The organism is Streptomyces olivaceoviridis (assembly GCF_014650115.1).
GTDB lineage: Bacteria > Actinomycetota > Actinomycetes > Streptomycetales > Streptomycetaceae > Streptomyces > Streptomyces olivaceoviridis.
The window spans coordinates 42930-68015 of sequence record NZ_BMUI01000032.1; the positions used below are offsets into that span (position 1 = coordinate 42930).

Consider the following 25086-nt stretch of genomic DNA (forward strand, 5'->3'; position numbering starts at 1 on the left):
CTACTTTCGCAGCGTGGCGATGTTCCGGCTCCAGGGGAGCAAGGTCCTCGCCGTCGACATGACCGGGGACGCCGTCAAGGCGAAGAACGGCTCGATGGTCGCGTACGACGGGCGGATGGCCTTCAAGAAGCTGAGCGGTGGCGGCGAGGGGCTGCGCGGGATGGTGACCCGGCGGCTCACCGGTGAGCAGATGACGGTGATGGAGGTGAAGGGACACGGGACCTGCTGGTTCGCGGACCGGGCGTCCGAGATCAACCTGGTGAGCCTCCAGGGCGACAAGCTCTACGTCGAGGCGGGCAACCTGCTGGCCACGGACGCGGCGCTCAGAACGGGCACGACGTTCACGGGGCTGCGCGGGGCCTCGCAGGGCAACGGCCTGTTCACGACGACCGTGGAGGGCCACGGCCAGGCGGCGATCGTCTCGGACGGCCCGGCGGTCGTGCTCCGGGTCAGCCCGCAGTACCCGCTGACCGTCGACCCGGGCGCCTATGTGGCCCATCAGGGCGACGTCCGGCAGTCCTTCCAGTCCGGTGTGACGTTCCGCACGCTGCTCGGGGAAGGCGGCGGCGAGGCCTTCCAGATCCGCTTCGAGGGCGACGGACTGGTGTACGTGCAGCCGAGCGAACGGAACACGATCGCGGGGGACCTGTGAGATGACCTTCCGAGAGATCAACTCCAAGATGGTCGAGGCGACGGTGGCGCCGGGGCAGCGGCTGTTCAGCCAGCGCGGCGCGATGCTCGCCTACCGGGGGGACGTGTCCTTCACGCCCAACGTCCAGGGCGGACAGGGCGGGCTGATGTCCATGATCGGGCGCCGGGTGGCCGGCGAGGCGACCCCGCTGATGACCGTCGAGGGCAGCGGCACGGTGTTCTTCGGGCACGGCGGCCACCACGTCCATGTGATCGCCCTCGCCGGCGACACGCTCTACGTCGAGGCCGACCGGCTGCTCGCCTTCGAGGGCACGCTGCGGCAGGGGACGATGTTCATGGGCTCCCAGGGCGGGGTCATGGGCATGGTGCGCGGACAGGTCACGGGCCAGGGCCTGTTCACGACGACCCTCCAGGGACAGGGCGCGGTGGCCGTGATGGCGCACGGCGGCGTCTTCGAGATCCCGGTCACCCCGCAGCGCCCGGTCCATGTCGACCCCCAGGCGTACGTCGCCCACCACGGCGACGTACGCAACAAGCTGTCCACCGCGCTCGGCTGGCGCGACATGGTGGGCCGGGGCTCCGGCGAGGCCTTCCAGCTGGAGCTGAGCGGCAACGGCACGGTGTACGTCCAGGCCTCGGAGGAGAAGCTGTGAGCACCTACGTCACTCCTGGCGCCGGGCCGGTCGTGCACGACCCGATGACACTGCCCGCCGACGACAACGTGAACAAGTACACCTTCTGTGTGGAGCTCAAGGGCGGGCAGTGGTTCCTCCAGAAGGGGAAGATGATCGCCTACTACGGGGCGATCGAGTTCAACGGCATCGGGCACGGGCGACTCGACCGACTTGTCCGTACGTCCTTCCATTCGCCACTGCACGCGAGCGACTGGGTCGTGGCCGAGGGCTCCGGCAAGATGCTGCTGGCCGACCGGGCCTTCGACGTCAACTCCTATGACCTGGACGACGGGAACTTGACCATTCGCGCAGGCAACCTGCTCGCTTTTCAGCCAAGTCTTGCGCTCAAGCAGTCGATCGTGCCGGGTTTTCTGACCCTGATCGGAACCGGGAAGTTCGTGGCGGCATCCAACGGGCCGGTGGTGTTCCTGGAGCCCCCGATCCGGGTCGACCCTCAGGCGCTCGTCGGGTGGGCCGACTGCCCGTCCCCGTGCCATCACTACGACCACGGGTACCTGACGGGTGTGCTGGGCGGTCTACGTGCGATGACGGGCCTCGGCGGGGTTTCCGGGGAGGAGCACCAGTTCGAGTTCGTGGGCGCCGGGACGGTCCTGCTCCAGTCGACGGAGACCCTCATGGCCGACGCGGCCACGGGGGCGGTTCCTCCCGAACCGGGGGTGCCGGGCGGTGGCGGAACGGCACCGGGCGGACACGGTCCGCAACCGTCGGGCGCACCGCGCCTTCCCGGACAGCTGGGGGACCTCCAGCGTCGCTTCGGGCTGTGAGCGGTAGTCTGCGGAGTGTGACGTCGAACGCGTGCGCACTGTCACACCACCCGAAGTAGTTCGCCATTCAACTTCTTAGGTAGACTGCATTCATGGAGACCGAGACGGCCACGCGCTGGCTGACCGATGCGGAGCAGTGTGCTTGGCGCACCCAGCTGGAGGTCAACAGGCTGTTGACGTACCAGCTCGAAAAGGATCTGCAACCGTTCGGCCTGACAATGAACGACTACGAGATCCTGGTGAACCTGTCCGAGTCGGAAGACGTGCGGATGCGGATGAGTGACCTCGCCTCCGCGACGATGCAGTCCAAGAGCCGGCTCTCGCACCAGATCACGCGCATGGAGAACGCGAACCTGGTGCGTCGCGAGAACTGCGACACGGACCGGCGAGGGCTGTACGCCGTACTCACGGATCACGGCATGGAGACGATGAAGAAGGTCGCGCCGCACCATGTCGCGTCGGTGCGACGGCACTTCATCGATCTGCTGTCGCAGGACGCGCTGATGGAACTGGACAAGGCGCTGAAGCCCATCGCCGAGCATCTGCGGGGGCAGCGCGGGCGGCTCTGAGCCGGACTCGCCGGCCCGGGGCCGCGGTAGCCGGACGGGGGGTGGGCGCGCTCACCGGCGCCGAACGGGCGCTGCGCCCACCCGTGCCGTCCCGGCAGTGCGGCTGCCCGCGGCCACCGCGGCTACCAGGGCGGCTGCACCCGCCAGAGTGAAGCACAGGGGCAGCGGCAGGCGGCCGATCACCAACCCGGCCGCCATCGCCCCGACCGAGCTTCCCGCGTTCACCGCCATGTTCACCCATGCCCCGGCCTGCGTACGGGCGCTCTCGGGGGCCGATTCGTCGGCCAGGAGGTAGGCCGTCGTCAGGGCCGGGGCGATGAACGCTCCCGCGCAGGCCAAGGTCGCCGCGAGGGTTCCCAGGCCCGGGGCCAGACCCGCTGCCGCGAGCACGAGACCGAGCCCTGCCGCGAACCGGCACAGCCGGGTCCGGGCACTCGTACGCCACCGCACCACCCCGTTGGCCAGACCGCCCAGCGCACTCCCCGCCGAGAGGGCGCCCAGGACCCAGGGGACCAGGGCGGGGTCGTCGGAACGGTCCGTGGCGAAGGCCATCACCAGCAGTTCCACGGCGCTGAGAGCCAGCCCCGCCCCCAGGGCGACCACGACCGGGGGCCACAGCCTCCGGAGCGAGGCGCCCCGGGCCCGGGTGGTCTCCTCCCCGGCGGACCCCTCCTCACCAGGCCCCGGGCGTTGACGGGTCATCGCCGGGGACGTGACGAAGGCGCACGTGCCGCCGACGTTCAGGGCCGCGCTGAGGAGGATTCCCGCGGCCGGTGGGGTGAAGCCCCCGAGCGTGGCGATCAGGGCCGGGCCGGAGACGTACAGCAGTTCCTCCGCGACGCCGTCCAGACTGTAGGCGCGTCGCACCAGGTCCCGGTCCGTCACCAGTTCGGACCACAGGGCGCGCATCGTCGGACCCAGCGGGGGCGCGCAGGAGCCCGCGAGGGCGGCCGTGAGCCCGATGGCCGCCGCCGGTGCGCCGGGACGCCAGGTCAGGACGGCCAGGACGCTCAGCAGGGCGCCGTACAGCGCGGACATGGTCGGCAGGACCCGGCGCGGGCCGTGGCGGTCGATCAGGGAGGCCCGCAGCGGCATCAGGAAGACCGTCGTGGCGCCGAAGAGGGACAGGACGGTGCCGGAGACGGCGTAGGACCCGGTGGCGTGGGTGACGGACAGCAGCACCGCCAGCGAGACCGTGCCGTAGGACAGGCGGGCCGTCAGGGCGGCGGTGAAGGTGCGGCGCGCGTGCGGGACGCGCAGGACGGCGGCGTACGAGGGCCGCGAAAGGGGCGTGGACACGCGGGGTTCCTCTGGGCGAGGCGGAAAGAGGGGCACCGAAGGACGCGGCGGCCGTCTGACCGCGCGATCCCGGGTGCGCTCTACGCCAAGGAGAGGAACATGCGGGTCAAGGTAGCACCACGATCACCGCACCGACGACCCTCAGCAGCCGGCCAAGCCCACGACCAGGGCATCCGCCGCACGGTACGGGGGTCCAGCCCACCGGCAGCGGTCCGCACGCGTCCTCAGCCCCACGACCGCCGAGTCCGCCGCGCGGCACCGGGGCCAGCCCGCCGACGATGGCCCACTCACGCGCCGCGGCCCTCCGCCAGCCCCACGACCACCTCGTCCGCCGCGCGGCACCGGCGTCCGGTGCATCAACGCGATACGGGCCCGCCCGGTGCACCGACGACGGTCCACTCGTGACCCTCCGCCCGCGGTCAGCCCTCCGAACAGCTCATCCGCCGTACGGGAGGAGTCCGGCCCGCGGCACCCATCCGGTCACAGCGCTCACCTCGCCGCCCGCCCTCAGCTCATCCCCCGCTCCGAAGGCGTCCGGCCCGCCGGCAGCGGTCCGTCCGCGGCCCTCAGCCCCACGACCACCTCGTCCGCCGCGCGGCACCGGCGTCCGACCCGCCGGCAACGATCCGCTCGCCGTCCTCGGCTCACCGTCCGGCCCGCCCAGCGCATACCCGTCCCCCGCACCAGAGGCGTCCGCCCCGCCGACACCGATCCGCCGCCGCGGTCAGCCCTCCGTCAGCCCCGCGACGAGTTCGTCCGCCGCGCGGTACGGGTCCAGTTCGCCGGTGACGATGCGCTCGGCGAGGGCGCTCAGGCGGCGGTCGCCGTGCAGGTCGCCGATGCGTTCGCGCAGGGCCGTCACCGCGATGGTCTCCACCTCGCGGGCCGCGCGGGCCTTCCGGCGCTCGGCGAGGATCCCCCGCTCCTCCATCCAGGCCCGGTGCTTCTCCAGGGCCTCCACGACCTCCTCGACGCCCTCCGCGCGCGCCGCGACCGTCTTCACGATCGGCGGGCGCCAGTCGCCGGGGCCCCGGGCCTCGCCCAGGCCCAGCATGTGGTTCAGTTCGCGGGCGGTGGCGTCGGCGCCGTCCCGGTCGGCCTTGTTGACGACGTACACGTCGCCGATCTCCAGGATTCCGGCCTTCGCCGCCTGGATGCCGTCGCCCATGCCGGGGGCCAGGAGGACCACGCTGGTGTCCGCCTGGGAGGCGATCTCCACCTCCGACTGGCCCACACCGACCGTCTCGACCAGGATCACGTCGCAGCCGGCCGCGTCCAGCACCCGGATGGCCTGCGGGGCCGCCCAGGCCAGGCCGCCGAGGTGGCCGCGGGTCGCCATGGAGCGGATGTAGACGCCGGGGTCGGAGGCGTGCTCCGACATCCGGACCCGGTCGCCGAGCAGCGCGCCGCCGGAGAACGGCGAGGAGGGGTCGACGGCCAGGACGCCGACCCGCTTGTCCTGCTTGCGGTACGCGGTGACGAGCGCGGAGGTGGAGGTGGACTTGCCGACGCCCGGCGAGCCCGTCAGACCGACCACGTACGCGTTGCCGGTCAGCGGGGCCAGCGCCGCCATGACCTCCCTCAGCTGCGGGGACGCCCCCTCCACGAGGGAGATAAGCCGGGCCACGGCCCGCGGCCGGCCTTCCCTGGCCTGGGCCACCAGAGAGGAGACGTCCTGCATCACAGCTCCGTTCACTTCACCGACGTACCGGGAATCAGACCTGACGTACCGGAATCAGACCTACGGTGTCTCAGGCCTTCGGTACCCGCACGATCAGCGCGTCACCCTGGCCACCGCCGCCGCACAGCGCCGCCGCGCCGATGCCGCCGCCGCGCCGCTTGAGCTCCAGCGCCAGGTGGAGCACGAGCCGGGCGCCGGACATGCCGATCGGGTGACCCAGCGCGATCGCGCCACCGTTGACGTTCACCTTTTCCGTGGAAACGCCGAGGTCCTTCATTGACTGCACGGCGACGGCGGCGAAGGCCTCGTTGATCTCGATGAGGTCCAGGTCGGAGACCTCCAGGCCCTCCTTCTTCAGGGCGTGCTGGATGGCGTTCGACGGCTGGGACTGGAGCGAGTTGTCCGGGCCGGCCACATTGCCGTGCGCGCCGATCTCGGCGAGCCAGGTCAGACCCAGTTCCTCGGCCTTGGCCCTGCTCATCACGACCACGGCCGCCGCACCGTCCGAGATCTGCGAGGAGGAGCCGGCAGTGATCGTGCCGTCCTTGGCGAAGGCCGGGCGCAGCTTGGCCAGGGACTCGGCGGTGGTGTCGCCGCGGATGCCCTCGTCCTTGCTGAACAGCACCGGCTCGCCCTTGCGCTGCGGGATCTCCACCGGGGTGATCTCGGCCTCGAACAGGCCGTTCTTCTGGGCGGCGGCGGCCCGCTGGTGGGACAGGGCGGCGATCTCGTCCTGCTCGGGGCGCTTGATGCCGAGGCGGGTGTTGTGCTTCTCGGTGGACTCGCCCATCGGGATGTTCTCCCACGGGTCGGTCAGGCCGTCGTAGGCCATCGCGTCGAGCATCTGCACCGCGCCGTACTTGTACCCCTCGCGGGACTTGGGCAGCAGGTGCGGGGCGTTGGTCATGGACTCCTGGCCGCCCGCCACGATGATGTCGAATTCACCCGCGCGGATCAGCTGGTCGGCGAGGGCGATGGCGTCGAGGCCGGAGAGGCACACCTTGTTGACGGTGAGCGCCGGGACGTTCATCGGGATGCCGGCCTTGACGGCGGCCTGGCGGGCCGGGATCTGGCCGGCGCCGGCCTGGAGGACCTGGCCCATGATCACGTACTGCACCTGGTCGCCGCCGATCCCCGCACGGTCGAGGGCGGCCTTGATCGCGAAGCCGCCCAGGTCGGCTCCGGAGAAGGACTTCAGCGAGCCCAGCAGCCGCCCCATGGGCGTCCGGGCGCCCGCGACGATCACCGAGCTGGTCGTTCCAGAAGATCCAGAAGACATGAGGTGCGATCCCCTTCCAGCTGCACACAGCCGAGGAGTGAACGAGGGTTTACTTCGAATGTACTGAGCGGTTGGACACGGCGTCACCGGCCCGCCGGTGTGATCGCGCGCACGTTGCGTAACCATCCGGGGAGCGCTGCACTGAATCCATGCTGACGCGAATCGACCACATCGGGATCGCCTGCCACGACCTCGACGCGACCGTCGAGTTCTACCGGGCCACGTACGGCTTCGAGGTGTTCCACACCGAGGTCAACGAGGAGCAGGGCGTGCGGGAGGCCATGCTCAAGATCAACGACACCTCGGACGGCGGCGCCTCCTACCTCCAGCTCCTCGAACCGGTCCGCGAGGACTCCACGGTCGCCAAGTGGCTCGCGAAGAACGGGGAGGGCGTCCACCACATCGCCTTCGGCACGGCGGACGTCGACGGGGACGCCGCGGACATCCGCGGAAAGGGCGTCCGGGTGCTGTACGACGAGCCACGACGCGGTTCCATGGGGTCGCGGATCACCTTCCTGCACCCCAAGGATTGCCATGGCGTCCTGACAGAACTGGTCACTTCGTCCCCTGTTGAGTCACCTGAGCACTGACCCGCGTACATATGGGCCGGTAGGGTTGGGGGCGGTCGTCTCTGAAACGGGGACGGCCGCATGCCGGGGTCCGGGTTTCGGGGGACGAGCGTCGGGGCAGCAGCCCGTGCTCCGCCGTCTGTCTGACACCATTCCCCGGGGGCCCCGTTCGGCGGATGGACGGAGCTCGTTGGAGAAGCTGACCAGGGGACGGATGGGACCGCGCAGTGCGGGGCTACGAGAGCCAGGAGCGAGAGCCGGCGGCTGACGTCGACCACCTCTCTCGGTTCGAGGCCGAGATGAAGCGGCTGAGGACCGAGCGCGAGAAGGCGATCCAGCACGCCGAGGACCTCGGCTACCAGGTCGAGGTGCTGCGCGCCAAGCTGCACGAGGCGCGGCGCACCCTCATGACCCGGCCCGCCTACGACGCGGGTGACATCGGGTACCAGGCCGAACAGTTGCTCCGCAACGCCCAGATGCAGGCCGAGCAGCTGCGCCAGGACGCCGAGCGGGAGCTGAGCCAGGCCCGTGCGCAGACCCAGCGCATCCTCCAGGAGCACGCCGAGCAGGCGGCGCGGCTCCAGGCCGAGCTGCACCAGGAGGCGGTGACCCGGCGCCAGCAGCTCGACCAGGAGCTGGCCGAGCGCAGGGCCACCGTCGAGTCGCACGTCAACGAGAACGTGGCCTGGGCCGAGCAGCTGCGCGCCCGCACCGAGCAGCAGGCCCGCCGGCTGCTGGAGGAGTCCCGCGCGGAGGCCGAGCAGGCGATGGCCGCCGCCCGCACGGAGGCCGAACGGCTGACCCGGGAGGCCCGGGAGCGGCTCCAGAGCGAGGCCGAGTCGGCGCGCGCGGAGGCCGAGCAGATCCTGCGCCGGGCCCGCGCGGACGCCGAGCGGCTGCTGAACGCGGCCTCCACGCAGGCGCAGGAGGCCACCGAGCACGCCGAGCAGCTGCGGACGGCCACGGTCACCGAGTCGGACGCGGCGCGCCGGCAGGCCGCCGAGCTGAGCCGGGCCGCCGAGGAACGGATGACGGCGGCCGAGGAGGCGCTGCGCAAGGCGCAGGCCGAGGCCGAGAAGGTGGTCACGGAGGCGAAGGAGGCCGCCGCCAAGGCCCTCGCCACCGCCGAGTCCGCCAACGAGACGCGGACGCGCACCGCCAAGGAGCAGGTCGCCCGGCTGGTCGAGGAGGCCACCAAGGAGGCCGAGCAGACCAAGTCCGAGGCCGAGCAGCTGGTCGCGGACGCCCGCGCCGAGGCCGAGAAGATCGTCGCCGAGGCCGCCGAGAAGGCCCGCTCGATCACCGCCGAGGAGACGGCCACCCAGCTGTCCAAGGCGGCCAAGACCGCCGAGGACGTCCTCAACAAGGCGTCCGAGGACGCCCAGAAGACCACCCGGGCCGCCGCCGAGGAGGCCGAGCGGATCCGCTCGGAGGCCGAGGCCGAGGCGGACCGGCTGCGCGCCGAGGCGCACGACATCGCCGAGCAGCTCAAGGGCGCGGCGAAGGACGACACCAAGGAGTACCGCGCCAAGACGGTCGAGCTCCAGGAGGAGGCCCGCCGGCTGCGCGGCGAGGCCGAGCAGCTGCGCGCCGACGCGGTCGCCGAGGGCGAGTCGATCCGCGCCGAGGCCCGCCGGGAGGCGGTGGCGCAGATCGAGGAGGCGGCCAAGTCCGCCGAGGAACTGCTGGCCAAGGCCAAGGCGGACGCCGACGAGCTGCGGCAGACCGCGACCGCCGACAGCGAGAAGGTCCGCACCGAGGCCATCGAGCGGGCCACCGGTCTGCGCCGGCAGGCCGAGGAGACCCTGGAGCGCACCCGCAAGGAGGCCGAGCGGCTGCGCGCCGAGGCCGCCGAGCAGGCCGAGACGGTCCGGTCGGACGCCGAGAAGGCCGCGCGGGAGCTGCGCGAGGAGACCGAGAAGGCCGTCGAGTCCCGCCGTGCCGAGGCCGCCGAGGAGTTGAGCCGGCTTCAGAACGAGGCGCAGGAGCGACTGGCGTCGGCCGAGCAGGCGCTGGCGGACGCCCGCGCCGAGGCGGCCCGGATCCGCCGGGAGGCGGCCGAGGAGACCGAGCGGCTGCGCGCGGAGTCCGCCGAGCGGATCCGTACGCTCCAGCAGCAGGCCGAGGCCGAGGCCGACCGGCTGCGGAACGAGGCCGCGTCCGACGCGTCCGCCTCCCGCGCCGAGGGCGAGGCTATCGCCGTACGGCTGCGGTCCGAGGCCGCCGCCGAGGCCGAGCGGCTGAAGGCGGAGGCGCAGGACACCGCCGACCGGGTGCGGGCGGAGGCGCAGGCCGCCGCCGAGCGTCTCGGCGCCGAGGCGTCCGAGACGCTGGCCGCCGCGCAGGAGGAGGCCGCCCGGCGCCGCCGCGAGGCCGAGGAACTCCTCGGCGCCGCACGCGAGGAGGCCGATCAGGAGCGGCAGCGGGCCCGCGAGCAGAGCGAGGAGCTGCTGGCCTCGGCGCGCAAGCGCGTGGAGGAGGCGCAGGCCGAGGCCACCCGCCTGGTGGAGGAGGCCGACCGGCGCGCCACCGAGATGGTCGCCGCCGCCGAGCAGCACGCGCAGCAGGTGCGGGACTCCGTCGCCGGGCTGCACGAGCAGGCGCAGGAGGAGATCGCCGGGCTGCGCTCGGCCGCCGAGCACGCGGCGGACCGTACCCGCCGGGAGGCCGAGGAGGAGGCGGACCGGGTCCGCACCGACGCCTACGCCGAGCGGGAGCGGGCGAGCGAGGACGCCTCCCGGATCCGGCGCGAGGCGAACGAGGAGTCCGAGGCCGCGAAGGCGCTGGCCGAGCGGACGATGGCGGAGGCCATCGCGGAGGCCGAGCGGCTGCGCGCGGACGCGGGCGAGTACGCCCAGCGGGTGCGCACCGAGGCGTCGGACGCGCTGGCCGAGGCCGACCAGGCGGCGGCCCGCACCCGGGCGGACGCCCGTGCGGACGCCAACCGCATCCGCTCCGACGCGGCCGCCCAGGCCGACACCCTCATCACCGAGGCCCGTAACGAGGCCGAACGGCTCCAGACCGAGACGCTCGCGGAGGCCGAGCGGCTCCAGACGGAGACCGCCGCGGAGGCCGTGCGCGTCCGCACGGAGGCGGCGGAGACGCTCACCGAGGCCACCGAGGCGGCGGCCCGCACCCGTGCCGACGCCCGCGCGGACGCCAACCGCATCCGCTCCGACGCGGCCACCCAGGCCGACACCCTCATCACCGAGGCCCGTAACGAGGCCGAACGGCTCCAGACCGAGACGCTCGCCGAGGCGGACCGGGTGCGCACGGAGGCGCTGAGCGAGGCGGACCGGGTCCGTGCCGAGGCGGTCGCGAGCGCCGAGCAGTTGCTCGGGGAGGCGACCGACGAGGCCGAGCGGCTGCGGGCCGAGGCGGCCGAGACCGTCGGTTCCGCGCAGACGCACGCGGAGCGGCTGCGGACCGAGGCCGAGCGGGCGAAGGCGGAGGCGCAGGCGGAGGCCGAACGGCTCGTCAACTCCGCGCGCCAAGAGGCCGAACGGACCCTGGACGAGGCCCGCAAGGACGCCAACAAGCGGCGTTCGGAGGCGGCCGAGCAGGTCGACAAGCTCATCACGGAGACCACGGCCGAGGCCGACAAGCTGCTCACCGAGGCGCAGCAGCAGGCGCTGAAGGCCACCGCGGACGCCGAGTCGCAGGCCGACACGATGGTCGGCGCGGCCCGCAGCGAGGCCGACCGGATCGTCTCCGAGGCCACCATCGAGGGCAACTCCCTGGTGGAGAAGGCCCGGACGGACGCGGACGAGCTGCTGGTCGGCGCCCGCCGGGACGCCACCGCGATCCGGCAGCGCGCGGAGGAGCTGCGCGACCGCATCACCGGCGAGATCGAGGAGCTGCACGAGCGGGCCCGTCGCGAGGCCGCCGAGACGATGAAGTCCACCGGCGACCGCTGCGACGCGCTCATCAAGGCCGCCGAGGAGCAGCTGGCGAAGGCCGAGGCGAAGGCCAAGGAGCTGGTGTCGGACGCCGGCTCCGAGGCGGGCAAGGTGCGGATCGCCGCGGTCAAGAAGGCCGAGGGGCTGCTCAAGGAGGCCGAACAGAAGAAGGCCAGCCTCGTCAAGGAGGCCGAGGAGCTGAAGGCGGAGGCGATCCGCGAGGCCCGGCGCACGGTCGAGGAGGGCAAGCGGGAGCTGGAGATCCTGGTGCGCCGGCGCGAGGACATCAACGCCGAGATCTCCCGGGTCCAGGACGTGCTGGAGGCGCTGGAGTCCTTCGAGGCCCCGGCGGCCGGCAAGGACAACGGGGTCAAGGCGGGCGCCACGGTGGGTGCCCCCCGTTCGGGTGGCAAGTCGTCAGACAGCTAGCGTACGAGGTACGTTCGGGTGTCTCCTGGGGGCTTTGCCCGACTCCTTCGGCGAGCCGTCCGACGGTCAGCCACCCAAATGGGGTGCCATTCTCCAGATCAAAACCGTATCTGCTCGATGACATACCGCTTCGGCCCCTAGGATTCCCCTTATCACCTCACTCACCGGTCTCATTCGACAGGAACCCCATGAGCGACACTTCCCCCTACGGCTTCGAGCTTGTGCGGCGTGGATACGACCGCGCTCAGGTGGACGAACGTATCTCCAAGCTCGTCTCCGACCGTGACAGCGCTCTCGCCCGCATCACCGCCCTGGAGAAGCGCATCGAGGAACTGCACCTCGAAACGCAGAACGCCCAGGCCCAGATCACGGACGCCGAGCCGTCGTACGCGGGTCTCGGCGCGCGGGTCGAGAAGATCCTGCGCCTGGCCGAGGAAGAGGCCAAGGAGCTGCGTGAGGAGGCCCGGCGGGCGGCCGAGCAGCACCGCGACCTCGCCGAGTCGGCGGCCCAGCAGGTCCGCAACGACGCCGAGTCGTACGCGGCCGAGCGCAAGGCCAAGGCCGAGGACGAGGGCGTCCGGATCGTCGAGAAGGCCAAGTCCGACGCGTCCCAGCTCCGTGCCGAGGCCCAGAAGGACGCGCAGTCCAAGCGCGAGGAGGCGGACGCCCTCTTCGAGGAGACCCGCGCCAAGGCCGCGCAGGCCGCCGCCGACTTCGAGACGAACCTGGCCAAGCGCCGCGAGCAGTCCGAGCGCGACCTGGCCTCGCGTCAGCAGAAGGCCGAGAAGCGCCTCGCCGAGATCGAGCACCGGGCCGAGCAGCTTCGCCTGGAGGCGGAGAAGCTGCGCACCGACGCCGAGCGCCGCGCCCGCCAGACGGTGGAGACCGCCCAGCGCCAGGCCGAGGACATCGTGGCCGACGCCAACGCCAAGGCCGACCGGATCCGTTCGGAATCCGAGCGCGAGCTGGCGGCGCTCACCAACCGCCGCGACAGCATCAACGCCCAGCTGACGAACGTCCGCGAGATGCTCGCCACGCTGACCGGTGCCGCGGTGGCCGCGGCCGGCACGTCGACCGACGACGAGCCGATCTCCCGGGGCGTTCCGGCGCAGCAGTCCCGATAGGTCCGGGTAGTCGTACGACCCTTGAGGGGCGGTGGGACCTGGTCCCGCCGCCCCTTCGGCATCGCTAGCGCAGGCCGTACAAGGGCGGTTCCTTCGTGCCGTCGCCGTTGACGACGATCCAGGTGCCGTCCGCGCGCAGCAGTTGGGTGCCTCCGGCCAACCGGTTGGTGGTGACCATGACGCCGTCGTCCTCGCCGATCCGGTCCCCGGCGGCGGTGTCGAAGGTCCACAGCCGGCCGTTCGGCCCGAGCACGGCGACCCGGTCGGGGTCGGTGGACACCAGCCCGGCGACCCCGTCCACCCCGGCGCGCCACAGCCGCCGCCCGTCGCCGAGGGAGTAGGCCGAGACGTGGTCGGCGTCGTAGCCGCCCGGCTTCTGGGTGGCGACGACGAGGGTGTTCCCGACGACCGTCGCCGGCAGGGCGGGCCGTGCCCTGAAGTCGTCGCCGCCGACCTCGCGGAGCATCAGGTCCTCGTCGTCGGTGGAGAGCGGGACGCTCACCGGGTCGCCGTCGCCGTCGGGGTAGGCGAGGACGGCCGCGACACCGCGCTCGTCGCGCTCCGCCAGCAGCAGGGTGAACGGTTCGGCGGAGAGCACCATGGCCGTGTCGACGGGGCTCTCCACGGGCAGTGCCCGGCTGCCGCGCTGCCTGCCGGTCGCGTCGTCCAGGGTCACCACCCGGCCGCCGCCCTTCTCCTCGGTCTCGCAGGTGACCACGACCCGGGCGGTGCCGCCGGCCGCGGAGACGACGTTCGGCGCGCATGTCTCACCGGCCTTCGTCCCGCGCAGATCGGTGGTCCAGCGCGGGCGGCCGTCGGTGAGGCCGTACGCGCGCACCCCGGTGTCGGTGAGCGCGAGGGCCACGCCGCCGTCGGCCGCGAGGAGGCTGTCGCTGCCGGAGGTGAACGCGGAGACGCCCTCGGTCTTCCGCTCCCACAGCGTGCGGCCGGTGCGGGTGTCGACGCCCCACACGGTGTCACAGGGCTTCTCGTAGCGGGCGAAGGCGACCAGGCCGACGCCGTCGGCGACGCCCTCGCTCATCCCGCACACCGACTCGCGCACCGGGGCCCGCAGTGTCCAGCGGCGGTCGCCGTCGTGGGCGTCGTAGGCGACCAGCGCGTCGCCGCGCACCCGGACCACGGTCGAGCCGTGTTCGCCCACGGTCCACACGCCCTCGGCCCGGACGCTCGACGGCCGGTCCCTCTCGCTCTGCCAGGCCAGGTCGAGCACCGGTCCGCGCATCCACAGGTACGCCTGCCACCCGGGCCACAGGGCGAGCAGCACGCCGGTGACGGCGAGGACGGCGGGCAGGACCTTGCCGGGGCGCCGGTCGGTGAACTTCCCGATGGTGACCAGCAGGGCGATGTAGCCGGCGAAGGTCAGCGCGAACGCCAGGAGGAGGGTGGGTGTGGTGCCGTCCGGGCAGGGCCGGTACCGGCCGCCGCAGGAGCCGCCCGGGACGGACGTCCAGCCCAGGACGTGGAACTCCACCGCGAGCCCGGCCGCCGCACCGGCGGCCACCACCGCGAGCCCCGCCCGCGCGCCACGCCACTCCGCCCGCGGTCTGCCGTCCTGGACCACTGTCTCCCCCACCGTGTCCCGCCCCCGGCGCCCCCCGCGCCGTTCAAGGGGGCTGGAGCATACCGCGCCCGCTCAAGTGGCAGCCGCCCCGAGCCCGTCTTAGCGTGGCCGCATGATCGAGCTGGACGGGCTGACCAAGCGGTACGGCGAGAAGGTGGCGGTCGACCACCTCACCTTCGCCGTCCGGCCGGGCATCGTGACGGGGTTCCTCGGGCCCAACGGCGCCGGGAAGTCCACGACCATGCGGATGATCCTCGGGCTCGACCGCCCCACCGCCGGCGACGTCCGGATCGACGGGACGCACTACGACCGGCTCAAGGACCCGCTGACGTACATCGGCGCGCTGCTGGACGCCAAGGCCGTGCACGGCGGCCGGAGCGCCTGGAACCACCTGCTGTGTCTCGCGCAGAGCAACGGCATCCCGGAGCGCCGGGTGGCGGAGGTCCTGGAGACGGTCGGGCTGACCGCCGTGGCCCGGAAGAAGGCCAAGGGGTTCTCGTACGGCATGGGGCAGCGGCTCGGGATCGCCGCCGCGCTGCTCGGGGACCCGCGGATCCTGATGTTCGACGAGCCGGTCAACGGCCTCGACCCGGAGGGCATCCACTGGATCCGGAACCTGATGAAGTCGCTGGCCGCGGAGGGCCGGACGGTGTTCGTGTCGAGCCATCTGATGAGCGAGATGGCGCTGACGGCCGATCACCTGGTGGTCATCGGGCAGGGGCGGCTGCTCGCGGACACCTCCATGGCCGACTTCATCCGGACGAACTCGCGGTCGTACGTGCGGATCCGCTCCCCGCAGCCCGAGCGGCTGCTCGACGTGCTGCACCAGGCCGGGATCACCGTCGTGGAGGCGGGCGGCGGGGCGCTGGAGGTGGAGGGCGGCAAGGCGGAGCAGATCGGTGAGCTGGCCGCGCGGTACGGGCTCGTGCTGCACGAGCTGAGCCCGCGGCAGGCATCGCTGGAGGAGGCGTTCATGCGGCTGACGGCGGAAGCGGTGGAGTACCACGCGCAGGCCGGTCCCGGTCCCGTCCCGCAGGACTGGGGCGCCGGCTGGAAGGGGGTCTGACACCATGGCGGCCGTACAGGTCATCCGGTCCGAGTGGACCAAGATCCGGTCGGTGGCGTCCACGGTGTGGACCCTGTCGCTGGCCGTGGTGGTCACCGTCGCCCTCGGGATGCTGATCTCCGCGCTGTCGAACCGGCAGTTCGCGAACATGCCCGCGCGGGAGCGGCTCTCCTTCGATCCCACGGTCGTCAGTTTCGCGGGCATGACCCTCGGCCAGCTCGCGATGATCGTGTTCGGGGTGCTGGTCGTCTCCACCGAGTACAGCACCGGCATGATCCGGGTCTCGCTGGCGGCCGTGCCCCGGCGCGGCACCTTCCTGTTCGGCAAGGTCGCGGTGGCCGCCGCGCTCGCGCTCGCCGTCGGCATGGTGACGAGCTTCGCCGCGTTCTTCCTCGGCCAGGCCATGCTCGGCTCCCACCGGGCCGCCATCGGCGATCCCGGCGTGCTGCGCGCGGTCTTCGGCGGCGGGCTGTACATGACCCTGATCGCGATGTTCTCCATGGGCGTCGCCGCGATGCTGCGCTCGCCGATGCTGTCCCTCGGCATCCTGATGCCGTTCTTCTTCCTGATCTCCAACATCCTCGGCAACGTCGCCGCGACCAAGAAGATCGGCCGCTTCCTGCCCGACCAGGCCGGCAGCCGGATCATGCGGGTGGTGCCGCGGGTGGCCGACGACACGCCGTACGGCCCCTGGGCCGGGCTCGGGATCATGGCGCTGTGGGTGGCCGCCGCGCTGGCGGGCGGCTATCTCCTCCTCAAACGCCGGGACGCCCAGTAGGCACCGCCGTCACACGCCGTAGTGCTCTGGCTTTACTTTCTTTTGGGCGGAACCGTCAGCGCCTCGATAAGCTCCTAACCCTTACGGGGGCGTGTGCCCCGCTGTCCTGAACCTTTCGATGGGTGCGGAGCATGATCGAGGCTGTCGGCCTGACCAAGCGCTACGGCGACAAGACCGCCGTGTACAACCTTTCCTTCCAGGTGCGGCCAGGAGCCGTGACCGGCTTCCTCGGGCCCAACGGCTCGGGCAAGTCCACGACGATGCGGATGATCCTCGGGCTGGACAACCCCACGTCCGGGGCGGTCACCATCGGCGGCTACCCGTACCGCAAGCTGCCCAACGCCCCCCGGCAGGTCGGCGCGCTGCTCGACGCCAAGGCCGTGCACGGCGGCCGGAGCGCCCGCAACCACCTGCTGAGCCTGGCCCAGCTCTCCGGCATCCCGGCGCGGCGCGTGGACGAGGTGCTCGGCGTGGTCGGCCTCCAGGATGTGGCCAAAAAGCGCTCCAAGGGCTTCTCTCTCGGCATGGGCCAGCGCCTCGGCATCGCCGCCGCGCTGCTCGGCGACCCGCAGGTGCTGCTCTTCGACGAGCCGGTCAACGGCCTCGACCCCGAGGGCATCCTCTGGGTCCGCAACCTGATGAAGGCCCTCGCCGCCGAGGGCCGTACGGTCTTCGTCTCCTCCCACCTGATGAGCGAGATGGCGCTGACCGCCGACCACCTCATCGTCATCGGGCGCGGACAACTGCTCGCCGACATGAGCGTGAAGGACTTCATCTCGGCCAACTCGGCCGACTTCGCGCGCGTGCGCACCCCGGACACCGAGCCGCAGCTGCGCGAGAAGCTGTCCTCCGCGCTCACCGGGGCGGGCGGGCACGTGCTGCCCGAGCAGGACGGCGCGCTCCGGGTCACCGGACTGCCGCTGCCCCGGATCAGCGACCTCGCGCACGAGTCGGGCGTCCGGCTGTGGGAGCTGTCCCCGCACCAGGCCTCGCTTGAGGAGGCGTACATGCGGATGACGCAGGGCGCCGTGGACTACCGCTCGACCATCGACCAGAAGGCGGGCCTCCAGCAGCCGCTGCCGCCCGGCGTCCAGCCGCCCATGCCGGTACCGGGCCAGGGCCAGCCCGGCTGGTACGCCCCGCCACCGCCCCAGCAGGGCGGCCAGCCCTTCGGGATGCCTCCGGCGGGCCCGTACGGCGGTGCCCCGGCGGCCGGGTACGGCGCTCCGGGCGCGGCACCGGGTACGGCGCCCGGTGGCGCGGCGGGGGCGGCGGGGGCGGCCAACCCGTACGCGCGGCCGAGCGCCCAGGGGCAGGCACCGGCCCAGCCGGCCGGACAGGCACCGCAGGCTCCCTCCGCCGGTCCGGCGCCGCAGGACCAGCCGCCCGCCCTGGCCAAGACGACGCCGGCGGCCCCGGCGGGCGCCGCCGCCCCGCAGGTCCCCGCCGCCCCTTCCGCCCCGCAGCAGGCACCCGCGGCGGCTCCCCCGGCCGCCGCTCCCGCCTCCGCCTCCGCCCCCGCCGACCCGACCCAGCCCGAGGACGCCCGATGAGCACCCACCAGCCCCCCATGCCGCAGGCTCCGGCCGCCGCGCCTGACTGGCAGGCGGCGCCCGGCGGGCCGTACCCCGGCTACACCTCGCCCATCCCGGTCGTGCGCACCCACCTCGGGCACGCGCTGGCCTCCGAGTGGACGAAGATCCGGTCGGTGCGCTCCACGATGTGGACGATCGGCGTGTTCGTGCTGCTCGTCGTCGGCATCGGCCTGCTGACCGGCGCGCTGGTCGAGGCCAACTCCGACTCCACCAGCCTGTCCGGCGAGAACCCGCTGTCGTTCGGCTTCTTCGGCCTGCTCCTCGGCAGCATCTGCATCATCACGCTCGGCGTGCTGACCACGGCGTCGGAGTACGGCACCGGCATGATCCGGACGACGATGACCGCGTGCCCCAGCCGGGCCCGGGTGCTCGCCGCCAAGTCGATCGTGTTCTTCGCCCTCGCCTTCGTGGTCACCCTGGTCACCTCCGGCTTCGTGGCCATGGTCCACGCGTCCCTGCTCGGGAACACCGGCGCCCGCACCCCGACCGGCGGCGACTGGTTCAAGGCCACCGTCGGCATCAGCCTCTACATGGCGCTGCTCGGCCTGCTCTCGCTGCTCATCGGCTCGGTCATCCGGCACTCCGCGGGCGCCATCACCATCATGATCGGCGTGCTGCTCGCGCCGCTGGTGCTCGCGCTGTTCATGGTGACGGAGTCGCTGGACAAGCTGCGCCAGTGGCTCTTCGAGTACTCGATCCCGAACCAGCTGAGCGTCTTCTACGCCAACTCCCTGACCGAGTCCGGCCCGTCCGGCTGGGACCCGCTGTGGATCATGATCGGCGTGACGGCGGCGGTCTACGCGGGGGCGTACGCGCTGCTCCAGAACCGGGACGTGTGAGAGCCGGGACGTCCAAGAGCGGGGACGGTAGCCGTACGGCTCAGAACCTCGGCGCGTTACGGGACCGCTGCACCCGCGTGGTGCGGCGGTCCTTCGCGTTCCAGCAGGCCTTGTGCCAGTGCCGGCGGTCGTCGACGCCCGCGTACTGCGGCCAGGCCACCACGTGCGGGACACCCGAGGGGATCAGCTGGTCGCAGCCCGGGCAGCGGTAGGTCTTGCCCTCCGCGCCGGCCCCGGCGACATGGCGCACGCTCCACTCCTCGCCCTGCCAGCTCTCCGTGGACTGCCAGCCGCCGTACCGGCCGGCGGGGTCGTCCTCGGCGCTCCGGCCCGACGATCCGGCTGCCTTCGGTCGGTTGCGACGCGGGGACACGGGACACCTCTCGGGGCTATACAGGGAGCACGGCTCCATCCAGCCTACGCGCCGTCGAGGCGGGTACGCGTGGGGTACGCGGAGGGAACCAACCCGTACAAGTCCCCCTCCCGTGCGACCCATTCTCCTGACAATCCGCAAATCCCTTCGGCCGGGCCGTGTCCTGGGCACGTGTCAGACGGTTATGCCGGGTGGGGAGCTCCGGGTCGGAGCCAAGGAAGCAGGAAATGCGATGCACGTAGGAAGTTTTGTGCTGGCGGCCCAGTTCCCGGGCCAGGGCCCGGGGGAGGCCCTGCACCGGGCCGTCCGCTCGGCGGAGGTCGCCGAGCACTCCGGGCTGGACACGGTCTGGCTCGCCGAGCACCACTTCGTGCCCTACGGCACATGCCCGTCCGCGGTCACCCTGGCCGCGCTGCTGCTCGGCCGCACCCGCCGCATCCGGGTCGGCACGGCCGTCAGCGTACTGCCCACGGCCCACCCGGTCGCCCTCGGCGAGCAGGCCGCACTGCTGCACCTGACCAGCGGCGGGCGGTTCACGCTGGGCGTCGGGCGCGGTGGCCCCTGGGTGGACCTGGAGGTGTTCGGCACGGGACTGGAGGCGTACGAACACGGGTTCCCGGAGTCGCTCGATCTGCTGCTGCGCTGGCTGGGCGAACCGTCCGTGGCGGCCTCCGGGGAGCGGTTCTGCTTCCGCGAGGTGCCGGTCGTCCCCCGCCCGTCGGAGGCCCTGACGGACGCGCCCGGCCCCGAGGTCGTCCTCGCCTGCACCTCACCGGCGAGCGTACGGCTGGCCGCGGAGCGCGGGCTGCCCATGCTGCTCGGCATGCACGTCGGGGACGAGGAGAAGGCCGAGATGGTCGCCCTGTGGCGGCGCTGCGCCCGCACGGCGGGCCGGCCGGCCGAGGAGATCGCGGGCGCCGCCCATGTCTCCGCCGGGGTCTGCCAGCTCGCCGACCGGCGCACGGACGCGGTGGAGACGCTGCTGAAGGCGATGCCCGGCTGGCTGCGGCAGGGCCTGGACGCCCATGTGACGGTGGACGGACGGGCGCGCTCGATGCGCGACCCGTACGCCTACACCGAACTGCTCTGCGGACTGCACCCGGTGGGCACCCCGCGGCTCGCCGCCGACCGGCTCGCGGCGACCTCGGAGCGCACCGGCATCTCCCGCTTCGCCCTCCTGGTGGAGGGCTCGGGCGACCTCGCGGCCACGGAGGAGAACCTACGGCGCCTGGGCGCCGAGGTGCTGCCCCAGCTGCGCTGACCGGCCCCCCACGCGCAAGCCACCTGGGGGGGCTTGCCGCCCCGGTCCTCGATGCACCTCCCCCGCGGGTGGAACGGCAAGCCGGCGGCTGTCCGTCTCGGCCGTACCGGAACCGCGCGTCAGCAGTCCCGGAGCTCCGGCGACTGGTTCAGCAACTGGTTGCGCACCGACGTGAAGCGGGCCAACGTCTCGTCCACCGAGGCGTCCAGCGGGAAGACCGCCACGCGGTGGCAGTTCTGGAAGGCCAGCCGCACACCGAAGTGCCGCTGCAACGCGCCGCGTATCGCGTCACTCGCGAGCGCACGCAGCAGCTGACCGCGTGCCTGCTCGTCCGGCGGGGGCGTCTGGTTGTCGGCGAAGGGTCCGCCGTCCACCTTCAGCTGTGCCACCAGGGAGCTGATCATCTCCCATGCGTAAGGCAGGGAGGTCCGGACGCAGTCGACGAATGCTGCTTCGTCGACCTCGCCTCGCTCGGCCTGTTCGAGTAGGGCCGGTGAGACGTCGAGCGACATGGGTTCTCCTCTCGCACCCCCGAAGAGCAGGGGTTGCCGGACAGATAGGGGAGTTCGCGATTTCGAACACGCTCGGTACAGGGGCCGCAACCTCCCGTTCCTACGGTAGGCAACGGTCGGTGACCACACCAGCAGAATGCGTATATGGACCGATCCCGTTACGCCCACAATCGGCCAGGGATGAACAAGAGTTTCAAGGGACAAATGGGGCGATCCACTGGGAGGCGGGCGGACGGATCGCGAGCACCGGCGGGCGTCGAGTAGCGTTGCCGACCATGCGTCTCGTCATTGCCCGCTGCTCGGTCGACTACGCCGGCCGGCTCACCGCCCACCTGCCCTCGGCCCCGCGACTGATCCTGGTCAAGGCGGACGGCAGTGTCTCCATCCACGCCGACGACCGGGCCTACAAGCCGCTCAACTGGATGTCGCCGCCCTGCACGCTGAAGGAGGGCACGGGCGAGGACGAGGGTGTGTGGACCGTCGTCAACAAGGCGGGCGAGAAACTGATCATCACGATGGAGGAGATCCTCCACGACTCCTCGCACGAACTGGGTGTGGACCCGGGCCTGATCAAGGACGGTGTGGAAGCGCACCTCCAGGAACTGCTCGCCGACCGCATCGAGACGCTGGGCGACGGGTACACCCTCATCCGCCGCGAGTACATGACGGCGATCGGGCCCGTGGACATCCTGTGCCGGGACGCGGACGGCCAGACGGTGGCCGTCGAGATCAAGCGGCGGGGCGAGATCGACGGCGTGGAGCAACTGACGCGCTACCTCGACCTGTTGAACCGCGACCCGCACCTGGCCCCGGTCCGCGGCGTCTTCGCCGCCCAGGAGATCAAGCCCCAGGCCCGCGTCCTCGCCACCGACCGCGGCATCAACTGCCACATCCTGGACTACGACGCCCTACGCGGCATCGAGGACGACAAGCTCCGCCTGTTCTAGCCGACGGCCCCCGTCCCGTCCCGCCGCCACGCACCGCTTCTCCGCCACCCCCTCTTCCGCCACGACGGCGCCCGGCCACGACGGCGGGGACCGGCGGTGCCGGACCGGCCTCGGCGCGCCGGGCACCACCGGACGCCGCCCTCGCGGTGCGGCGCCGTCACGGCGGAAGAGGCCGCTGCCGACCACCCGAGGTCCCGGGGCGAAATGGGAGTCACCCGCCCGCGCTCCGCCGCCCACCTGTCCCGCCGCGACGGCGCCCGGCCACGACGGCGGGGACCGGCGGTGCCGGACACCGGCCTCGGCGCGCCGGGCACTTTCGCCGCCGCCGACCCCCTCTGCGCCGCCCCGCTCCTCCCGCCGCGACGGCGTCGGCGGGGTGCGGCGGCGTCTCGGCGGGGAGGGAGCCGCCCGTCGCTCGGCGTGCCCGCGGCGGAGCGGACGTCGGCACCGGCGTTGGCACGGTCACATCAGCGGGTCGGTCGTGCCCGGGGTCGTTTCCGATGCCGAGGCGCTGCTCGACGTTCCCCCGGTGGTGCCGTCCGTCGAGCCGCCGGTCGTCGTGCCGCCGGTGTCGCCGCCCGTGGTGCCTCCCGTGTCGCCGCCCGTGGTGCCCCCGGTGGTGCCGTCCGTGGAGCCGCCGGTGCTCCCGGTGGTGTCGCCCGTCGTGCCGGTCGAGCCTCCGGTTCCGGTCCCACCCGTGGTCGTACCACCGGTGGTCGTACCGTCCGTGCCACCGGTCGTCGTACCGCCCGTGCCGCCGCTCGTCGAGCCGCCGGTCGTCGAGCCGCCCGTGGTCCCACCGGTCGAGCCACCGGTCGACCCGCCGGTCGTGCCCCCTGTCGTACCGCCGCTCGACCCTCCCGGCTTCGGCGACTTGGACGGTGAGCCGGAAGAGGAGTCGGTGTCGGAGGGCTCGACGCTCTCCGACGGGCGGGACGGGGCCGCGGGCGGTGCCGGGTCGTCCGCCGTACCGTACGTGCCGTCGGGCCCCGGTGACGTGGGCCGGCTGCCGGCCGAACCGGTGTCGCCGGTGTCCGTCGGCCCCGTGCCCGGGCCGCCGTCGCCGATGTCCTGACCGGCGGACGGATTGGCGTCGACCTTGCCGGCCGGATTGCGGCCCGCGTCGTCGGGGGAGGTCATGCCGAGCGCGACGACCGTACCGAGCACGGCGGCGAGCAGCGCGCCGGAGCCGGCCGCCACCATGTTGCGCCGGGCCAGGCGCCGGATGCCGCCCCGCGGCTGGGGCACGGGGACCCGCTGGGTGACCGCGGTCTCGTACGGCGCCGGCCCCCGCTCCTCCTGCCGTACCTCCGCCGGCTCCTCCCCCACGGCGACCGGCGGCAGCCCGAGCGCCTCGCCCGCGCGGTCGGCGAGCAGGGCCAGGGCGCGGCGCCCGGCGACGGTGCCCCGCTTGTCGGCGAGGGCGCCGCGCAGCCCGCCCGACGCCTCCAGTTCGGCGCGGGCCCGGTCGAGTTGGCCGGTGCAGAGCGCGAGTATGCCCAACTCGTGGTGGAAATACGCCTGTTCGGTCACCTCGCCGGACAGCCGGGAGGCTTCCGCGCCGGACCGCAGGGCCCTCTCCCAGGCGCTCCAGTGGAGCCCGGCGGCGAAGGCGGGCGCGGCCGTGCGGGCCAGCCGTACGGTGCCGCTCTGCTCACCCTCGACGGGCGGCGCCGTCCGGGGCCCGACGGCGGCGAGCGCGGCGAGGACCGCGTCGGCCTCCGCGCACACCCGCTCCGGGGTGACGGAGGGGTGGCCGGCCCACCAGGCGTAGTGCTGGGCGGCGGTGTCGGCGTGGCCGGGGGCGTCGTCGGCGTACCCGGCGGCCTCCAGCTGGGTCTGCACGCCGGCCGCGAGGCGGTAACGGGAGCCGACCGGGGAGACCAGGCCGCAGCTCGCCAGCTCGCCGAGGGCGGCGTCCGCGTGGGTGTCGCCGACCAGCGCGGGCAGGTGCGCCTGGTGCGGTACCTCACCGCCGAGGGCGACGGCGAAGCGGAGGGTGGCGCGGGCGGAGGCGCTGAGCCGGGAGGCGAGCAGCGGGGCGGGGGCCGCGGCCTCGCCGAGGGAGGGCAGCGGGACCTCGTCCTCCAGGTCCACGGGCGGGTCGGCCGGCAGGCGCACGTCCTCGAAGACGCCGTACTCGTCGACCGCGCCGGTGCTGGCGCGCAGTTGGTCGCGCTGCCTGAGCAGGGCGCCGGCCTGCACGAACCGCAGGGGCAGCCCCTCGGACTCGAACCAGAGGTCGCCGGCCCAGTTGGCCTCCTCCTCGGTGAGCACCCGGCCGACGGTGCGCTCCAGGATCTCCACGCCGGCGGCGCGGTCGAGGCCGCCGAGGAAGACCTCCTCGACCTCGGACGCGGCGGAGGGCGCGGGCACGTCGGGGGTGGCGGCGAACAGGAACGCGCACTCGGGGGTGGCGTCGAGCAGTTCGTCCAGGGCGGCACCGCCGAACTCCAGGTCGTCCAGGACGACGACCGCGCCGATCTCCTGGACGCAGGCGAGGAGTTCGTCCTGGCCGGGACGGTACCGGGGGGCGTCGTGGACGGCGTGGAACAGGTCGTGCAGGAGGTCGCCGGCCGTGCGGTGGAAGCCGCTGAGGCGGACCACGCCGTCGGGGGCAAGGTCCAGGCAGTCCTCGGCGACCAGGTCGAGCAGGGCGGTGCGGCCGGAGCCGCCCGGCCCGGTGAGCCGCACCGAGCGGCCCCGGGCCAGGAGGCGGACCAGGCGTTCGCGTTCGTCCTGGCGTTCCAGCAGGGAGGGCGCGGGCCGGTCGGGGCCGGGCGGCACGGGCGGCAGGGCGGCGCGTTCCGTCTCGGCGCGCTCGGCGGCGGTGCGCTTGCGGGGCCTGCCGGGGAGCTCGGCCGGGGGGCAGGGCTCTACCTCGCTGCCGTCGACCGGATTGACGGTGAGTTGCAGGTCGCCGGCGACGACCTGGGCCATGCGGGCGGGCACGGCCGGCCCCGCGGCGAAGTCGGCGGTGAGGGAGTCCCGGGGCGGGCGGCGGCTCTGCGCCTGGCCGTGCTCCTCGGAGCCCGGGTGGATCGGGTCGATCGGGTCGATCGGGTCCATGGGTTCAAGCCCCCCAAAAGCGTCGTGTGCCCGTGTTCGCGGCCCCTCCCGGCCTTGTCGCACACCGCGCTGTCGCTTCTGGTCCGGGCCCGCTCGGTCGAGGGT

General features: G+C 73.0%; 20 protein-coding genes. 13 read left to right on the top strand and 7 right to left on the bottom strand.

Annotated features, from left to right (window positions below):
- Nucleotides 1-19: 19 nt before the first annotated feature.
- The 4 genes from IE273_RS36930 to IE273_RS36945 all read left to right on the top strand — a co-directional run bounded on the left by IE273_RS36930 (nucleotide 20) and on the right by IE273_RS36945 (nucleotide 2679).
- Nucleotides 20-652, top strand: coding sequence for an AIM24 family protein (locus tag IE273_RS36930; protein ID WP_189819520.1), 633 nt, complete (start codon nucleotides 20-22; stop codon nucleotides 650-652).
- A 1-nt stretch (nucleotide 653) separates the two neighbouring features.
- Nucleotides 654-1304 (top strand): AIM24 family protein, encoded by a 651-nt coding sequence (locus IE273_RS36935; protein ID WP_189819497.1) that lies wholly within the window; start codon nucleotides 654-656, stop codon nucleotides 1302-1304.
- Nucleotides 1301-2110: an AIM24 family protein gene (locus IE273_RS36940; RefSeq protein WP_189819498.1), complete on the top strand. Its 810-nt coding sequence runs from the start codon at nucleotides 1301-1303 to the stop codon at nucleotides 2108-2110. Before IE273_RS36935 ends, IE273_RS36940 begins: the two co-directional genes overlap by 4 nt.
- Before the next feature lie 92 nt (nucleotides 2111-2202).
- On the top strand, nucleotides 2203-2679 hold the full coding sequence (locus tag IE273_RS36945; RefSeq protein WP_189819499.1) for a MarR family winged helix-turn-helix transcriptional regulator: 477 nt from the start codon (nucleotides 2203-2205) through the stop codon (nucleotides 2677-2679).
- Nucleotides 2680-2730: 51 nt separating this feature from the next.
- Here the strand turns inward: IE273_RS36945 and IE273_RS36950 are convergent, their stop codons facing one another.
- The 3 genes from IE273_RS36950 to IE273_RS36960 form a co-directional block, all read right to left on the bottom strand.
- The gene (locus IE273_RS36950) at nucleotides 2731-3978 is read right to left on the bottom strand and encodes an MFS transporter (RefSeq protein ID WP_189819500.1); all 1248 of its coding nucleotides are present in this window, start codon (nucleotides 3976-3978) and stop codon (nucleotides 2731-2733) included.
- Between the two features lie 724 nt (nucleotides 3979-4702).
- Nucleotides 4703-5659: a methylmalonyl Co-A mutase-associated GTPase MeaB gene (gene meaB / locus IE273_RS36955; protein WP_189819501.1), complete on the bottom strand. Its 957-nt coding sequence runs from the start codon at nucleotides 5657-5659 to the stop codon at nucleotides 4703-4705.
- 70 nt (nucleotides 5660-5729) lie between these two features.
- On the bottom strand, nucleotides 5730-6938 hold the full coding sequence (locus tag IE273_RS36960; RefSeq protein ID WP_189819502.1) for an acetyl-CoA C-acetyltransferase: 1209 nt from the start codon (nucleotides 6936-6938) through the stop codon (nucleotides 5730-5732).
- 149 nt (nucleotides 6939-7087) lie between these two features.
- On the opposite strand from IE273_RS36960, the gene mce reads away from it, so the two are divergent.
- From mce to IE273_RS36980, 3 genes are all read left to right on the top strand, one after another.
- The gene (gene mce / locus IE273_RS36965) at nucleotides 7088-7528 is read left to right on the top strand and encodes a methylmalonyl-CoA epimerase (protein ID WP_189819503.1); all 441 of its coding nucleotides are present in this window, start codon (nucleotides 7088-7090) and stop codon (nucleotides 7526-7528) included.
- 206 nt (nucleotides 7529-7734) lie between these two features.
- Nucleotides 7735-11835 (top strand): polarized growth protein Scy, encoded by a 4101-nt coding sequence (gene scy, locus IE273_RS36975; RefSeq protein WP_229887909.1) that lies wholly within the window; start codon nucleotides 7735-7737, stop codon nucleotides 11833-11835.
- Nucleotides 11836-12023: 188 nt separating this feature from the next.
- The gene (locus IE273_RS36980; RefSeq protein WP_189819504.1) at nucleotides 12024-12959 is read left to right on the top strand and encodes a coiled-coil domain-containing protein; all 936 of its coding nucleotides are present in this window, start codon (nucleotides 12024-12026) and stop codon (nucleotides 12957-12959) included.
- Nucleotides 12960-13023: 64 nt separating this feature from the next.
- Here the strand turns inward: IE273_RS36980 and IE273_RS36985 are convergent, their stop codons facing one another.
- Nucleotides 13024-14553 carry an outer membrane protein assembly factor BamB family protein gene (locus IE273_RS36985; protein ID WP_229887911.1) on the bottom strand — a complete coding sequence of 510 codons (1530 nt, stop codon included), beginning with the start codon at nucleotides 14551-14553 and terminating at the stop codon, nucleotides 13024-13026.
- Nucleotides 14554-14653: 100 nt separating this feature from the next.
- Here IE273_RS36985 and IE273_RS36990 point away from each other — a divergent pair, with 100 nt between their 5' ends.
- The 4 genes from IE273_RS36990 (at nucleotide 14654) to IE273_RS37005 (ending at nucleotide 18819) form a co-directional block, all read left to right on the top strand.
- Nucleotides 14654-15607: an ABC transporter ATP-binding protein gene (locus IE273_RS36990; protein ID WP_189819505.1), complete on the top strand. Its 954-nt coding sequence runs from the start codon at nucleotides 14654-14656 to the stop codon at nucleotides 15605-15607.
- A 4-nt stretch (nucleotides 15608-15611) separates the two neighbouring features.
- Nucleotides 15612-16385, top strand: a complete 774-nt coding sequence (locus tag IE273_RS36995; RefSeq protein ID WP_189819506.1) for an ABC transporter permease — start codon at nucleotides 15612-15614, stop codon at nucleotides 16383-16385.
- Nucleotides 16386-16516: 131 nt separating this feature from the next.
- Nucleotides 16517-17938: an ABC transporter ATP-binding protein gene (locus IE273_RS37000; protein ID WP_189819507.1), complete on the top strand. Its 1422-nt coding sequence runs from the start codon at nucleotides 16517-16519 to the stop codon at nucleotides 17936-17938.
- A complete protein-coding gene (locus tag IE273_RS37005; protein ID WP_189819508.1) occupies nucleotides 17935-18819 on the top strand; it encodes an ABC transporter permease in 885 nt (294 codons plus the stop codon). The genes IE273_RS37000 and IE273_RS37005 overlap by 4 nt, the downstream gene beginning before the upstream one ends.
- A 40-nt stretch (nucleotides 18820-18859) precedes the next feature.
- On the opposite strand, the gene IE273_RS37010 is transcribed toward IE273_RS37005, so the two are convergent.
- A complete protein-coding gene (locus tag IE273_RS37010) occupies nucleotides 18860-19192 on the bottom strand; it encodes an Rv1322 family protein (protein ID WP_189819509.1) in 333 nt (110 codons plus the stop codon).
- Nucleotides 19193-19424: 232 nt separating this feature from the next.
- Between IE273_RS37010 and IE273_RS37015 the strand changes: the two genes are divergently transcribed.
- Nucleotides 19425-20453 carry an LLM class flavin-dependent oxidoreductase gene (locus IE273_RS37015; RefSeq protein WP_189819510.1) on the top strand — a complete coding sequence of 343 codons (1029 nt, stop codon included), beginning with the start codon at nucleotides 19425-19427 and terminating at the stop codon, nucleotides 20451-20453.
- A gap of 119 nt (nucleotides 20454-20572) precedes the next feature.
- Here IE273_RS37015 and IE273_RS37020 read toward each other — a convergent pair whose 3' ends face one another.
- A complete protein-coding gene (locus IE273_RS37020; protein ID WP_014675028.1) occupies nucleotides 20573-20965 on the bottom strand; it encodes an SCO5389 family protein in 393 nt (130 codons plus the stop codon).
- 275 nt (nucleotides 20966-21240) lie between these two features.
- Here IE273_RS37020 and nucS point away from each other — a divergent pair, with 275 nt between their 5' ends.
- Nucleotides 21241-21912 carry an endonuclease NucS gene (nucS, locus tag IE273_RS37025; RefSeq protein WP_014675027.1) on the top strand — a complete coding sequence of 224 codons (672 nt, stop codon included), beginning with the start codon at nucleotides 21241-21243 and terminating at the stop codon, nucleotides 21910-21912.
- 462 nt (nucleotides 21913-22374) lie between these two features.
- On the opposite strand, the gene IE273_RS37030 is transcribed toward nucS, so the two are convergent.
- Complete coding sequence (locus IE273_RS37030) at nucleotides 22375-24981, bottom strand: ATP-binding protein (RefSeq protein WP_189819511.1); 2607 nt, start codon at nucleotides 24979-24981, stop codon at nucleotides 22375-22377.
- Nucleotides 24982-25086 lie beyond the last annotated feature (105 nt).

Bases quoted from the DNA above. Each gene is read 5' to 3' on its own strand.
- IE273_RS36930 (WP_189819520.1), top strand. From the start codon at position 20: ATGTTCCGGCTCCAGGGGAGCAAGGTCCTCGCCGTCGACATGACCGGG.
- IE273_RS36935 (WP_189819497.1), top strand. From the start codon at position 654: ATGACCTTCCGAGAGATCAACTCCAAGATGGTCGAGGCGACGGTGGCG.
- IE273_RS36945 (WP_189819499.1), top strand. From the start codon at position 2,203: ATGGAGACCGAGACGGCCACGCGCTGGCTGACCGATGCGGAGCAGTGT.
- meaB (WP_189819501.1), bottom strand. From the start codon at position 5,659: ATGCAGGACGTCTCCTCTCTGGTGGCCCAGGCCAGGGAAGGCCGGCCG.
- IE273_RS36960 (WP_189819502.1), bottom strand. From the start codon at position 6,938: ATGTCTTCTGGATCTTCTGGAACGACCAGCTCGGTGATCGTCGCGGGC.
- mce (WP_189819503.1), top strand. From the start codon at position 7,088: ATGCTGACGCGAATCGACCACATCGGGATCGCCTGCCACGACCTCGAC.
- IE273_RS36980 (WP_189819504.1), top strand. From the start codon at position 12,024: ATGAGCGACACTTCCCCCTACGGCTTCGAGCTTGTGCGGCGTGGATAC.
- IE273_RS36990 (WP_189819505.1), top strand. From the start codon at position 14,654: ATGATCGAGCTGGACGGGCTGACCAAGCGGTACGGCGAGAAGGTGGCG.
- IE273_RS36995 (WP_189819506.1), top strand. From the start codon at position 15,612: ATGGCGGCCGTACAGGTCATCCGGTCCGAGTGGACCAAGATCCGGTCG.
- IE273_RS37000 (WP_189819507.1), top strand. From the start codon at position 16,517: ATGATCGAGGCTGTCGGCCTGACCAAGCGCTACGGCGACAAGACCGCC.
- IE273_RS37005 (WP_189819508.1), top strand. From the start codon at position 17,935: ATGAGCACCCACCAGCCCCCCATGCCGCAGGCTCCGGCCGCCGCGCCT.
- IE273_RS37015 (WP_189819510.1), top strand. From the start codon at position 19,425: ATGCACGTAGGAAGTTTTGTGCTGGCGGCCCAGTTCCCGGGCCAGGGC.
- IE273_RS37020 (WP_014675028.1), bottom strand. From the start codon at position 20,965: ATGTCGCTCGACGTCTCACCGGCCCTACTCGAACAGGCCGAGCGAGGC.
- nucS (WP_014675027.1), top strand. From the start codon at position 21,241: ATGCGTCTCGTCATTGCCCGCTGCTCGGTCGACTACGCCGGCCGGCTC.
- IE273_RS37030 (WP_189819511.1), bottom strand. From the start codon at position 24,981: ATGGACCCGATCGACCCGATCGACCCGATCCACCCGGGCTCCGAGGAG.